13 protein-coding genes are annotated in these 13,757 nt (G+C 40.3%); 7 read left to right on the plus strand and 6 right to left on the minus strand.

Annotated elements, in window-relative coordinates:
- The first annotated feature begins 92 nt into the window (after positions 1-92).
- Positions 93-1,046, plus strand: coding sequence for a universal stress protein UspE (gene uspE / locus MHN79_RS11770; protein WP_239173047.1), 954 nt, complete (start codon positions 93-95; stop codon positions 1,044-1,046).
- Positions 1,047-1,083: 37 nt separating this feature from the next.
- On the opposite strand, the gene ttcA is transcribed toward uspE, so the two are convergent.
- From ttcA to MHN79_RS11790, 4 genes are all read right to left on the minus strand, one after another.
- Positions 1,084-1,977: a tRNA 2-thiocytidine(32) synthetase TtcA gene (ttcA, locus tag MHN79_RS11775; RefSeq protein WP_239173048.1), complete on the minus strand. Its 894-nt coding sequence runs from the start codon at positions 1,975-1,977 to the stop codon at positions 1,084-1,086.
- A 150-nt stretch (positions 1,978-2,127) separates the two neighbouring features.
- Positions 2,128-2,787 carry a DUF2987 domain-containing protein gene (locus tag MHN79_RS11780; protein WP_239173049.1) on the minus strand — a complete coding sequence of 220 codons (660 nt, stop codon included), beginning with the start codon at positions 2,785-2,787 and terminating at the stop codon, positions 2,128-2,130.
- Between the two features lie 16 nt (positions 2,788-2,803).
- Positions 2,804-3,637, minus strand: coding sequence for a glucosaminidase domain-containing protein (locus MHN79_RS11785; protein WP_239173124.1), 834 nt, complete (start codon positions 3,635-3,637; stop codon positions 2,804-2,806).
- On the minus strand, positions 3,630-4,433 hold the full coding sequence (locus MHN79_RS11790) for a hypothetical protein (RefSeq protein ID WP_239173050.1): 804 nt from the start codon (positions 4,431-4,433) through the stop codon (positions 3,630-3,632). Before MHN79_RS11790 ends, MHN79_RS11785 begins: the two co-directional genes overlap by 8 nt.
- A 361-nt stretch (positions 4,434-4,794) precedes the next feature.
- On the opposite strand from MHN79_RS11790, the gene potA reads away from it, so the two are divergent.
- The 4 genes from potA (at position 4,795) to MHN79_RS11810 (ending at position 8,881) form a co-directional block, all read left to right on the plus strand.
- Positions 4,795-5,931, plus strand: a complete 1,137-nt coding sequence (gene potA, locus MHN79_RS11795; RefSeq protein WP_239173125.1) for a spermidine/putrescine ABC transporter ATP-binding protein PotA — start codon at positions 4,795-4,797, stop codon at positions 5,929-5,931.
- Entirely contained in the window at positions 5,912-6,772 is an 861-nt protein-coding gene (gene potB, locus MHN79_RS11800) for a spermidine/putrescine ABC transporter permease PotB (protein ID WP_239173051.1), read from the plus strand. The genes potA and potB overlap by 20 nt, the downstream gene beginning before the upstream one ends.
- Positions 6,772-7,536: a spermidine/putrescine ABC transporter permease PotC gene (gene potC, locus MHN79_RS11805; protein ID WP_239173052.1), complete on the plus strand. Its 765-nt coding sequence runs from the start codon at positions 6,772-6,774 to the stop codon at positions 7,534-7,536. The genes potB and potC overlap by 1 nt, the downstream gene beginning before the upstream one ends.
- A gap of 307 nt (positions 7,537-7,843) precedes the next feature.
- The gene (locus MHN79_RS11810; RefSeq protein ID WP_114785663.1) at positions 7,844-8,881 is read left to right on the plus strand and encodes an extracellular solute-binding protein; all 1,038 of its coding nucleotides are present in this window, start codon (positions 7,844-7,846) and stop codon (positions 8,879-8,881) included.
- Between the two features lie 67 nt (positions 8,882-8,948).
- On the opposite strand, the gene cobB is transcribed toward MHN79_RS11810, so the two are convergent.
- Positions 8,949-9,671, minus strand: coding sequence for a Sir2 family NAD+-dependent deacetylase (cobB, locus tag MHN79_RS11815; RefSeq protein WP_239173053.1), 723 nt, complete (start codon positions 9,669-9,671; stop codon positions 8,949-8,951).
- A 288-nt stretch (positions 9,672-9,959) separates the two neighbouring features.
- Here cobB and MHN79_RS11820 point away from each other — a divergent pair, with 288 nt between their 5' ends.
- Positions 9,960-11,852 (plus strand): methyl-accepting chemotaxis protein, encoded by a 1,893-nt coding sequence (locus MHN79_RS11820; RefSeq protein ID WP_239173054.1) that lies wholly within the window; start codon positions 9,960-9,962, stop codon positions 11,850-11,852.
- Between the two features lie 178 nt (positions 11,853-12,030).
- Complete coding sequence (locus tag MHN79_RS11825) at positions 12,031-13,107, plus strand: M23 family metallopeptidase (protein WP_239173055.1); 1,077 nt, start codon at positions 12,031-12,033, stop codon at positions 13,105-13,107.
- A 56-nt stretch (positions 13,108-13,163) separates the two neighbouring features.
- Here MHN79_RS11825 and MHN79_RS11830 read toward each other — a convergent pair whose 3' ends face one another.
- The gene (locus tag MHN79_RS11830) at positions 13,164-13,757 is read right to left on the minus strand and encodes a hypothetical protein (protein ID WP_239173056.1); all 594 of its coding nucleotides are present in this window, start codon (positions 13,755-13,757) and stop codon (positions 13,164-13,166) included.

The following is a 13,757-nucleotide window of genomic DNA, read 5'->3' on the forward strand; positions in this document are numbered from 1 at the left end:
ATTTTTGCTTTCTATACCACTCTTTTGCTAAAAATCTTTCACTAGCTGCGCTACATTAATCATATAACTCTCCCTACACTTAAGGAGTTACTATGAGTATCTATAATAAAATACTTGTCGTTGCCGACATCAACAAAGATGAACAGCCAGCCTTGGCTCGCGCCATGCAACTTGCGGCTCAAAGTCGTTCTCGTAGTAAAGTGTGTTTCTTTTTGTCGATCTATGATTTCTCCTACGATATGACATCAATGTTGTCTGTTGATGAGCGTGATGCTATGCGCCGTGGTGTGATAGGACAACGCGAACAGTGGATGCATAAGGTTGCCAAGCCATACACAGAGCAAAATCAAAATGTAGACTTTGATGTAAAAGTAGTTTGGCACAACCGTCCCTATGAGGCGATCATCGCCGAAACCTTTGCCGGCAATCACGACATTGTAATCAAAGGAACTCGAAAACATGACGTTTTAGAATCAGTCATATTCACCCCTACGGACTGGCATTTATTGCGTAAGTGCCCTTCACCTGTATTGCTAGTGAAGAACTCAGACTGGCCGGAGAATGCCAGTATACTCGCCTCTGTCCACGTTGGTTCGGAAAACGACACCCATCTTGGCCTTAATGACAGTATGGTGGAACAATTAAATAGCTTAAGTGAACGTTTAGGGGCCAAACCTTATTTAGTCAATGCCTACCCTGTCACACCTGCGAATATAACCATAGAGCTCCCTGAGTTTGATCCCAATACTTATACTGATGCGGTTCGTGGCCACCACCTAACTGCAATGAAAGCATTACGACAAAAGCATGGTTATGATGAGCAACAAACCGTCGTTGAACAAGGGCTGCCAGAAGATGTTATACCGGAATCTGCAACAAAGCTAAACGCTGCGATGGTTATTGTAGGAACAACCGGCCGCACTGGCTTATCCGCTGTATTTATTGGTAATACGGCCGAACATGTCATAGACAAAATTAACTGTGATGTCTTAGCTCTAAAACCTAATGGTTATATAAGTCCACTTGACCCTAAGACAGGCACTTGATTTATATTAAGGCCACTCATTAAGTGGCCTTACTGCACTATATATTGGTTACGTCAATAAATATAGATTCATCGATGTTTGTAGAAGACACAGTTGCTTCCGTAAACTCATATTCTTCTCTGTCTCCATCTCGAGATAAAGGAAGGTTAACGAAATCAAATATCTCTCTGTCAGCGAGCTGACTAGGACTAACATTCTGGATAGACTTGAATACTTTCTCTACTCTGCCTGGAGTCTTATTATCCCACTCAATGAGCATGGCTTTAACCGCTTTACGCTCTAGTTTTTCTTGCGACCCACAAAGATTACAAGGGATAATAGGAAACTCTTTATGCCCAGCATATTTAATTAGATCTTTCTCACGACAGTATGTTAAAGGACGAATAACCACATTACGACCATCATCGGAACGCAATTTTGGAGGCATTGCTTTTAATCTCGCACCATGAAACATATTAAGAAAAAGCGTCTCAACGATGTCATCCAAGTGATGACCAAGTGCAATTTTAGTTGCACCTATTTTTTCAGCAAATGAATATAATGTGCCACGACGTAGACGAGAGCAAAGACCACAAGTAGTTTTACCTTCCGGTATTTTCTCTTTAACGACTGAGTATGTATCTTTGTCAACGATATAATAGGGAATATCCAAAGTTTCAAAATACTCAGGTAAAATGTGTTCTGGAAAACCAGGTTGTTTTTGATCGAGATTAACAGCAATTACTTCAAACTTGATAGGCGCCGATTTTTGTAACTGCAATAGAATATCGAGCATAGCGAAAGAATCTTTTCCACCGCTAATGCATGCCATGACAACATCTCCGTCTTCCACCATGTTGTAATCCGTGATGGCATTACCCACATTACGTCTAAGACGCTTTTGAAGCTTGTTATACTCTAGCGTTTCTTTTCTTGTATCTACCTGATTCATTACCAACTCACAAATAACTATCGTAACTATAAAATGTCTTTGCTGTTACTAGGGGGCAGGATTATACGCACTTTTCCATCAGTATGAAATGCTTATCTGTCCCAACCATAGGAGTAGTTAGCATGCTCCAAGATAACAATGTGAATAGAACTAATTTGCCTTGGGCAAATAAGGTAAGACGCGACTGGTTTCTTGCGGAAGCATCATGGAGCCTCCTTTACCTATATCTGATAATGCAACTTGCACTTTACCATTGACAATCGGCTTTTTGCCACCATTGGAAAACTCTACTTGTCCATTAAGTTGATTATCAAATTCCATAGTCACACCTTCAACATCGGGCGTGAACCAACTAGCAAACATACCGCCTAAATCTTCAAGCATAGTTTGCATTTGAGGCATTAACTTCTCCACGTCTGTATAAGAAACTTTGCCGCTTAATGGCTGCTTAGTCATGACGACCATAGAAAAGTCGCATCGTTCATTCTGAGGAGTTTGAACAAAAACTAAAGGGTTGGCTGACTTGAGGTTATTGTCTACGGGTACTATCAACTCGTGATAGCGAGTGGATTTTAGTTCTTCATAGTGTTGCTCTTTTTCCATCCAAGCTTTTTGAATAGTGCAATTTTGTTTTGTTTCTGCATTGAGAAAGAAAAAACCTACTTTGACATCTTCATGGCCTTGCTTAGTATTTTGCTTTAGATGGGTAAATAGTTTTGAGTAAGTGAACATGTATTCTTGAGCTTGTATCGGTAATGCACACAACGAGAGTAATCCCCCAAGGGACAGGGTAAAAAATAGTTTGTTCATTTCAATGGCTAGCTTATTATTCGCTGTCTTTCCAAAAAGACTGATTGTGCCTTATCATTGCCTGCAGATCTTTGACATACTCCTCACCTCTTTCGGAATATTTCAGTAATCCTTGTGTAAGAGCGAGGGCCGCCGATGTATCTGTCAGGCTCTCGCCACGCATATGTCGCTGGTAACGTATTTCTCGAAGCTCCTCGTAGGCTTTATTACGATTTACATTCATAAAATAGCCTTCTATCGATTCCTGTACTGAGTTAAACTTAGCGACTTCATGAGTCATGCCCTCACCTCTTTTCAGTGGAATAACGCCACAACCAGCAGTATAACACCACTGCCCAAAGTAATTATTAGCCTGAGTTGCAAAGCGAGAGGTGCCCCAGGCAGACTCATTAGCACCTTGTACCAAGACCAAAGCTTCAGGGATGACGTCAACACGATGAAGCATCTGATCAAGCCATTGCTGATCAATACCAGATGAATCGAGTTTCACCCTGTACCGTTTGGATAAAGTCTCCGCATACTCAATATCTCGATCAGAAACCATACCAGCAACAAAGTCACCTCTGATAGCATCAAGTCGGTTACGTTCATTCAAAACACGTTGATTTTCATAAGCAATTCCTGGGCGCAAGTAGTCAAAAAACGCTCTTTTTTTTGCTGTTACATTCTCAATAGATGCAAAGTCTGGCGCCTTACCAATAGAGTAAGCGTCAAAACTTGGCGAGGCAATCGGTTGAATTGCTGGCGTGGTATGCTGAATTTTGGGAGGTTGACGCTTTTCATAGTCATAGAAGCTACAACCAGCTATTACGCCAGCCGCAGTAAGAGCAACGAGCTCACTTTTACGCATTGAACACTTGTGAATTGCCGTCATTATCGTCCTCATCGCTTGGCCCATCTGTTGTCACAACTTTTAGTCTGATACCAAACATATCTCTGTAGATAATACCTTTGATATGAAAGTAAAAAGGGATAACCAAGATTAAGCCCAAACCATAGAACACAGCCCCAAGAATGAACATAAATACGACCAATAAATATATTCCGGCAAGGACAAAAATCTTTTTATTAACCGCTCGTAAGGATAGCAACAAAGATTGCATCGGGGGGATTTGTTTCTCACAAATTAGCAAAACCGCATTGCTAAATGCAAGTGACAAGTACATGGACAAGAACGGCAGAATCATCCCGGCGACGAGCTGCGCAAGCAAACTAAATATTGTCGCGATAATCACAGGAATCGTGAATTGCAGTCCCTTTGCAATATGCCGCGGTTTGGTCGACAGACCAGCCGCATGGCTCATCGCCATTAAACTTACACCTGCTACAACAGGGGCGCTAACTACTTCATAGCTAAAATTAGCAATGAAAATTGCTTGAACAATTCCAGGATTAACTTCTTCTGGTTTGGTCAATATATCAGTAATGATCGATAAATCACCAAGTTGTAGTTTCAATGCTACGTAAAAAATCACTACTTGAGCGACTATCAACAAAAGTATGCTAGGTGAAAATGAAAGAAAGTTTTTAATTGTATGTTCCCATGCTTCTTTGAGAACAGCACCTGCCTTGAGCTCATACTTTCCTGAAAGTGCTCTTTCTACACTCCCACCCAAATTAAAATCTTTTTCTATACCATTGTTCATTAACGTTTCCGGTGCCGAGTCCACGCCTGCTGATGTAAGTTTACTGACAAGTGCAGTTGGATTAAAAGTTTATAGCATTATACCGAAACCTCACTTTATCCACAGCCTAATTTTCTTTATCTGCTTGATTTAAAGACCAAATGATTGATAATTAGCCAAAAACGATAACTACCAACAATGCCTTAAACATGTGTCATCAACGAAGCAGCAGATCTTCATTATCAAAGTATGGCTTACTTGCCCTAGTTACACATACATAATTTTAGGGGTTAGATATGAGAAAACACTTTGATTTCATACTCTGGCTTATTATTATGCGCCCCTCTAACTTTTGTAACTACTGGCTAATTTCTGTTGACCACTGGGAGAAAAACAGACGTTGAACAATAAAAAACTTGAGACAAAGCCCGTTATCCAATTATGCGGGGTCAATAAAAGTTTCGATGGTAAACAAATTATCAAAAACCTTGACCTTGATGTAAACCATGGTGAATTTCTTACTATATTAGGGCCGTCGGGCTGCGGGAAAACAACCGTCCTCAGAATGATTGCAGGCTTTGAAGATGCAGATGAGGGAAAGGTTATCATCGACCAGCAAGATGTCACTCAAATTCCTGCCGAGAAAAGACACGTCAATACTGTTTTCCAAAGTTATGCCCTATTTCCTCATATGACAGTATACGAAAATGTAGCATTTGGGCTAAAGATGCAAAAAGTGCCTAGCTCGGACATACACTCTAGAGTGATAGAAGCGTTAAAAATGGTACGTTTGGATAACCTTGCACAACGCAAGCCCCATCAACTCTCGGGAGGGCAACAACAGCGTATCGCAATCGCCCGCGCAGTAGTCAATAAACCTAAAGTTCTGTTGCTAGATGAATCACTGTCTGCTCTAGATTACAAACTGCGTAAGCAGATGCAGGTGGAATTAAAGCAACTTCAACGCCAGCTAGGTATCACATTTATTTTTGTCACTCATGATCAAGAAGAGGCATTGTCGATGTCAGATCGCATCATAGTGCTACGTGATGGTGTCATCGAGCAAGACGGTTCACCAAAGGAGATTTATGAGGAACCTAAAAATCTCTTCGTTGCTCGGTTTATTGGTGAAATAAATGTTTTCGAAGCAACTATGATCGAGCGATTAGACGAAAAACGTGTATTGACAAAAATAGAAGGTGTCGAGTCGATTGTTTATCACGATAAAGATACCGCTCATCAAGGAGATGCACTCAAGGTTCTTTTGCGTCCGGAAGATCTACGTCTTGAAGAAATAAGTGAATCAGAACAAAAAGGCATTGTCGGCCATATTTTGGAACGCACTTATAAAGGTATGACTTTAGATTCAATCGTTCAGCTAACATCTGGAATGCGTGTAATGGTCAGTGAGTTCTTCAATGAGGACGATCCAGATGTCGATCATTCTATCGGACAAAAAGTGTCGGTTACATGGGTTGAGAGTTGGGAGGTCGTCCTAGATGATAAGCAAGAAACTTAACCTACAAAGTGCAATTATCTTTCTTGTGATTGGGTGGCTTACTCTATTTGTAATGGTCCCCAACATCATGATCATAGGCACAAGTTTCCTCACTCGCGATGAATCAAATCTCATTGATCTGACGATAACATTCAGCAACTACACGCGCCTACTCGACCCTCTTTACGCCAAAGTAATCTGGCATTCATTTTATATGGCGTCTGTTGCGACCATATTGTGTCTAGTTATTGGCTATCCATTTGCGTACATAATGGCATCAATGCCAGTCAAAATACGTCCCATAATGGTATTCTTAGTCATTGTTCCTTTTTGGACCAATTCCTTAATTCGTACTTATGGGCTGAAGATCGTCATTGGTACACAAGGAATTGTGAACAAGTCTTTACTGGCTCTCGACATTATTGATAAACCGCTTCGTATTATGTATACGGAAGCAGCCGTCATGATTGGACTTATCTATATCCTGCTTCCCTTTATGATTCTGCCTCTCTATTCCACCATTGAAAAGTTAGACAGGACATTCATAGAAGCAGCAAGAGATCTTGGTGCCAATAAATTTCATACTTTTACCAAAGTCATTCTACCGCTTACCATGCCGGGTATTATTGGTGGATGTCTACTAGTTCTTCTTCCAGCATTAGGAATGTTTTATATTTCTGACTTACTCGGAGGTGCAAAAAACCTCTTAATCGGTAATGTCATCAAAAGCCAAGTACTTAACGCAAGAGACTGGCCGTTTGGTGCCGCAACAAGTATTTCACTTACTTTAGTGATGGCGATAATGCTTTATGCCTATTATCGGGCAGGCAAACTATTGAATAAAAACGTGGAGTTAGACTAATGGAGAAAAGTATTAAGTTTGGCTTCCTCAGTCTGGTCTACGCCTTTCTCTATCTACCGATTATTGTGTTGATAATCAACTCATTTAATGCAAGTAAATTCGGTATCAAATGGGGAGGCTTTACAACCAAGTGGTATCAAGCACTGGTAAACAACGACAGCCTAGTACAAGCCGCTTGGCATTCACTTAATGTTGCGGTTTTTTCAGCAACCGCAGCCACCATTATTGGTAGCCTTACTGCAGTGGCACTATTTCGTTATTCGTTCAAAGGAAAACCTTTGGTTAATGGATTGCTATTCGTGGTTATGATGTCACCCGACATTGTGATGGCGATATCTTTATTAGCGCTATTTTTACTTTTAGGCGCTCAATTAGGCTTCCTAACCTTATTAGTTTCACATATCACGTTCTGTTTACCCTTTGTCGTGATCACTGTTTACAGTCGATTAAATGGGTTTGACGTTAAAATGCTCGAGGCTGCAAAAGACCTCGGGGCAAATGAATGGATTATTCTCAAGCAAATCTTGTTGCCCCTCGCCAAACCAGCTGTCGCTGGGGGATGGCTACTAAGTTTCACCCTTTCGTTAGACGACGTTATCGTTAGCTCATTCGTAACAGGTCCAACATATGAGATTTTACCATTGAAGATATACTCCATGGTAAAAGTCGGGATCTCGCCAGAAGTCAATGCTTTAGCAACAATCATGTTGATAATATCTCTAACCTTAGTGGCTATTTCTCAATGCTTGGCAAGGCAAAAATAGTTAAACTACCAAGTAGTTATAGCTACTTGGTGGTTATAGCTACTTGGTGGTTATATGAACATATAAATCAAATCCAATAAATGGCATAGATTGTACTATATGGATAAAAACTAAACGCAAACTTTCATATTTATACTGATGCATAAAAAATCACTGTCATTTCTCATAATTTAGATTCATTTTATGCCTATTCAGTGATTTGATTGATATAATCCTTGGCCGAGATGATTGTACAATCAACTCATAATTAGGCTTAATTTTTATAAACGCCTCATTGGCAAATTACTCAAAGGCAAAACTAATAACAATGAAAAATAAATTTTTCTCTAGCGCTTTATGCGCCGCGTCTTTAATCGCATCTCCAGCAATGGCTGCGGATCAAGAGCTCTACTTTTACAATTGGTCTGAGTACATTCCTAGCGAAGTATTAACGGACTTTACCAAAGAAACAGGCATCAAAGTCATCTACTCAACTTATGAGTCAAATGAAAGCATGTATGCCAAACTCAAGACCCAAGGCTCTGGCTATGATCTAGTCGTTCCTTCTACTTATTTTGTTTCCAAAATGCGTAAAGAAGGTATGTTGCAGAAAATCGATCATAAGAAGCTTTCCAACTATGTTGGTCTTGATAGCAACTTTTTAAATAAACCTTTCGACCCAGACAACAGTTACTCTATCCCTTATATTTGGGGCGCGACAGGTATTGCCATCAATTCGGACATGCTCGACAAATCTTCTATCACTAAATGGGATGATTTGTGGGACAGCAAATGGGAAGGCCAACTGATGCTCATGGATGACTCTAGAGAAGTATTCCATATGGCATTAGCTAAACTTGGCTACTCACCAAACTCAACCAACCCTGATGAAATTAAAGCAGCTTATCAGGAGTTGAAGAAGCTTATGCCAAACGTATTGGTGTTTAACTCTGACTTTCCTGCAAACCCATACCTAGCAGGAGAAGTGTCTCTTGGTATGCTTTGGAATGGTTCTGCATATATGGCACGCCAAGAAGGCGCACCTATTGATATTATTTGGCCAGAAAATGGGCCTGTTTTATGGATGGATAGCCTATCTATCCCATCAGGCGCTAAAAATATTGAAGCTGCGCATAAGATGATAAACTTCCTTATTCGCCCAGAAAATGCAGCAAAAATTGCGCTAGAGATTGGTTACCCAACACCAGTGGCTGCTGCGAATAAATTATTGCCGAAGAAATTTGCTAATGATCCGAATATTTATCCACCAAAAGCCGCTATGGAAAGTGGTACTTGGACAGATGATGTCGGCGAAGCAAGTGTAATTTATGACGAGTACTTCCAAAAACTAAAAGTAAGCAACTAATAGTCCGGTTTGCTTACTCAATTAAAAAAGCGGCTACTGCCGCTTTTTTTACTCAGTGTTACTATATCTATAGCTCATCAGCTTTCAGTAATTCATCAACCAACTTTGGCACCTCTATACTCGCCTTACCATAACGTTTTTCTTCAAACTCACTTTCAACAGCGCTTGGCTCTAGATTTAATTCCATCGTATAGGCACCGTTTGCCCTTGCTTCATGAACAAAACCAGCCGCAGGATAAACCACCCCTGAAGTACCTATTGATATAAATAAATCTGCATTTTCTAGAGACTCATATATCTCGGCCATTCTCAATGGCATTTCTCCAAACCAAACGATATGTGGGCGGAGCTGAACTGGAAACTGACAACAATGACATAAATCACCAGTATGAATGTCCCCTTTTTCCTCAACTGTCTGATTCGACCCACTGCATCTTGCTTTTAAGAGTTCACCATGCATATGGATGATGTTTTTATTTCCTGCTCTTTCGTGAAGATTATCAATATTTTGCGTGATGATTGTTACTCTGCCCTTTAACTCTTTTTCTAAACGCCCAAGAGCCAGATGAGCGGGGTTAGGTTTAACCCAATCTTCTTGTAGCTTTGCACGCCTTTGGTTATAAAACTTCTGCACCAATTCTGGATCACGGTCAAACCCTTCAGGCGTTGCAACATCCTCAATTCGATGATCTTCCCACAAGCCATCCTGAGCTCTGAAAGTTTGAATCCCAGATTCTGCTGAGATTCCAGCCCCGGTTAGTATCACGATATTTGTATAGGGAAAATTCATCCGGAGATCCTCTGTGTTTAACTATTCTTTAGCTTATCACTTGAGCTTTCACTTCATAATACAAAGGACTTAGACCATAGTCTAAATCCCTTATTTAGGTTGCATTTCTGTGAACCTACGCCAAGAGATTGGTACCATTTATGCGCTTCTTAATTCACTTTTACTTAGCTCGAATCGTCTTTCGAGCATAACTTGCAATGTTCTCATTTGATGCTATTCCTTTAGTGTTCATACTAAATATAAAAATAGATGCATATAATTAAATGTCAGAGGCTACGGAGAGCTCGAATGGAAAAGTCTAGGTCGAATAAGAAGCCATTTTCTTTTGCAAGATCAATTCGCGGCAAGTTACTTCTAATTAATCTCACCTTGTTAACCTGTGTTGGCTTATATGCATTTTATGAACATGCGAGTTTTTCAAGCTTTGAGTCTCTGGAACATGCAGCAACAGAAAACTTACAAGCTTCTGTAGATTTGTTAACGTTGCGACGTCATGAAAAAGATTTCCTAGCGAGAAAAGAGAACAAGTACCCTAAACGATTCGATGACGTATTTAATACACTCTCCCAAAGGCTAGTTGACCTAAATAGCTTATTGAAATTACATAACCTTCATCTAGAGAAGCAAACCACAAATATCATTGAAACCTTAGATAGGTATCAACAACAGTTTCACTTACTCGTGGATAAAGTAAACAGTATTGAGGGTATAGAAACTTCGGACAACCATAGGTCTCGCTTAGAAAATTCGAGGAAAAAATTAAAAAGCGCGGCATCTAGTTATGACAGCTTTTATTTAGAAGTTGAGCTTCTGGAGCTGATAGAGAAAGATTATCGATACCTTGCTGACTCTACTGCAGAGAGTAGTAATAACCTACTGAAAGCAGTATCTAACTTTGCCATTAGCGAACATGTTCCATCGTCATTGAAACCAGAGTTCGATCAATATAAACAAGATGTAGAGGCATTAGTCTCAGCCTCTACAGAACTAGGTCACTCCGCAGATGAAGGTTTGAAAGCACAACTGCGAAAAAATGTACATAATGCTGAAAATGGTATTAAGTCACTTCAAACTGAAATAAGTCACGCAATTAAATTAAAATCTGAGCAAATACGGACTCAGCTTTTAGTGTTTGGCAGCGCTATAGTAGCGATACTATCTATACTACTTTTTTTTATCGGACGTAGCATTCTCAGTCGCATTAATGCCATTAATATCTTAATGAAAGAAATCGCCAGTGGAAATGGCGATCTCACCGTACGGATGAATGCCAAAGGGAATGATGAACTCGCTCAATTGGCTAATTCTTTTGATATATTTATTTCTAAGTTGCACGGAAATATTCAAGATGTGGCTAAAGTTATGAGCATCTTGGGAGAAAGTTCTGAGAATTCAAAAACGAACGCTGTTAAGAGCATGAACAACGCTGAACAACAAAAAATTCAATCTGAGTCTGTTGCTACTGCCGTTAATGAATTAGTCATGACAAGCAATGAAATCACTGCCAACATAGAGTGTGCCGCAAATAGCGCAGAAACTATCAAGCAAGATGCACAAGGAGCATTAGAAATTACGCTTGCTACCAGCAAAAGTATGCAATCATTATCGTCAAGTATTTCAGAATCGCAGGCTTTAATAGTAAACCTAGCAGAGCAAAGTAAAGAAATTAATCAAGTCATTACCGCCATTCAAAACATTGCCGAACAAACAAATCTTCTTGCACTAAATGCGGCAATAGAGGCCGCGCGCGCAGGCGAATATGGTCGAGGGTTTTCTGTGGTGGCCGATGAGGTTAGGCAGCTTTCTCTAATGACAAACAATTCAACTCATCAAATAGAATCAACCATCCAAGAATTAGCGTCAGGTATACAAGATACAGCGACAAAAATGTCATCAAGTATAGATTTAGCATGCCATACAAAAGAAACGGCTAGTGATGTTGTTAAGGCCATAGAAGACATGGTTATTCGTATCAATACTATGTCAGATATGAACACCCAAATTGCGACAGCTTCAGAACAACAATCTATGGTATCAGCTGAAATTGACCGCAATATTACCGAGATAGCGCATCTTGCCAGTGATACCCACCATATTGTGTCAGGGTCAGTACACTGCAGTGAACAAGTGTCTAGTGTTAGCCATAAACTCGAAAAGATTGTTGCACAGTTTAAATACTAGCGCTAATCGATAAAGATATATTACTTTCATTAGATAATTAGGCGCCGCACCTATTGCGGTAAAGTTGCAGGTCATACGGACAAAATAGACAACAGTAGAAGCGGTTCTGGTGTAAATCTGCTGTCAGCAAGGAAGGTGGTCGTAAGGACTTGCCCAATACAGTTGACTGGAGAGAACAATGAAAACGATACTACTCACACTCGCCCTATTTTGGAGTGCAAATAGCGTAGCGCATTCGCTTATGCCCCCTATTGATATAGGAAACATTGGTAAAGCAAAGGTAGAGTCACTCAATAACCAAACCTTTATCTCTGAAAATAGCTTCGTTTTTAGACCAATTGAACACCCTTTCAATATGCAAATGTACTTTTCAGAATACAATGAGTGGCATCTTCTTGAGGAAGATCTGCTGCATTGGAGTGGCGCTATGGGTATAGACCCAAGAGTTGTCTTAACCACCCTAGCAATGACTTCAGGTTGGAACCCCAAGTCTAATCCAAGTGATCCTGAGTTATCACGATATAAGCTTGATATTAAACAGATAACAAATTACCTTTCGCAGGTTTTTTATCAGTCCATCAACCAAAGTTTATCTAATGATCAAGCAATAAGCTTTGCGCTTTCATCTTCACTCAAATCTAGCGCTTTATGGCCACAATGGGTCAGTTTTTATAAAGAGTGGTTTGGTGAGCCTAGCTCTGACCAGAGTAGAACAAAATCAGCTCAACCTGAGATGCAATGGCCATGGAGAGCAGGTTATAATTGGGTCCCTAATGGACCTCATTCACATACTGGTTCAGGATTTCCACTGTCATCTATTGATGTTTCTTATGATTGGCCACGTTGGGGAGGACAGACCTATAGTGTCACAGCTGCACACGAAGGGTATGTGTCAGTATTTTCACGGTGCCAACTAAGAGTCACACACCCTGATGGATGGGCGACCAATTACTATCATATGGATGGGATCGATATCCAACACGGAGCTTGGGTTAGCAAGAATGACAGAATAGGTACATACGCAAGCCAAAAGAATATTGCCCTTTGTCAGGGGGGCTCATCGACAGGGCCACACCTGCATTTCTCGGTCCTATTCAATGGCCGGTTTCAGTCGCTACAAGATTTATCTCTTGGCCCTTACAAGGTTGACGTAGGAAGATATAGCTATGACAACAACTGTCGTTATACATGGATGACTGACAAACGAAGTAATAATAAACGTTGTTTCTGGTCACGAATTGATAACCCTCAATAAGTATATGTGCAGAATCTCCCAGTCAGTATTGGGAGATTCTGATACGACTTATGACACTAAAACTTAGAGGCGAGGCTCATAGCGAGATCCTTAACCCCATTTAGTCGTCGCTTTATTGGTTGAATTACCCAGTACCTCAACAAAATTAGGGCTATCTGAACAAATATATATTCTCTTCTGCAATACAGAACGCACAAATAGTCAAATTTATCTGTCTTTCCTTCAAACAATACGTTAGGAAAAATAAACTTCTGCCGTTTGGCTACCTTCGAGTTTCGAGCTCCTGCCATGTAGTAACGTTTTCTGGTTGTATATGCTTTCCAGTTAGCAATTAGAAATACATAGCCTCGGTCAAAATCAGATAACTCATTTTTCACCCAGAGACTTCCCCCTTCCACCACCTCATTGGCAGAATGACACAGCGTATGTTGCTCCATTTCTTGCGGAAGGTCTGAAATATAGACTAATGGGTGTTCACAATTGACAGTATATCCAGCCCACATTTTGCCGTCTTGGTCATAAAGCGCCTCAACATGTGTTCGCCGACGAAGCTCCTCAATTGTGATTGTGTTTCCAGATATTGCTTTGTAATTCAGTGCAAACTCGCCATATTCTGAATCCGTTTTAATGGATTTGAGTTTTTTATTCAT

It is taken from the genome of Vibrio sp. Of14-4, assembly GCF_022347625.1.
GTDB lineage: Bacteria > Pseudomonadota > Gammaproteobacteria > Enterobacterales > Vibrionaceae > Vibrio > Vibrio pristinus.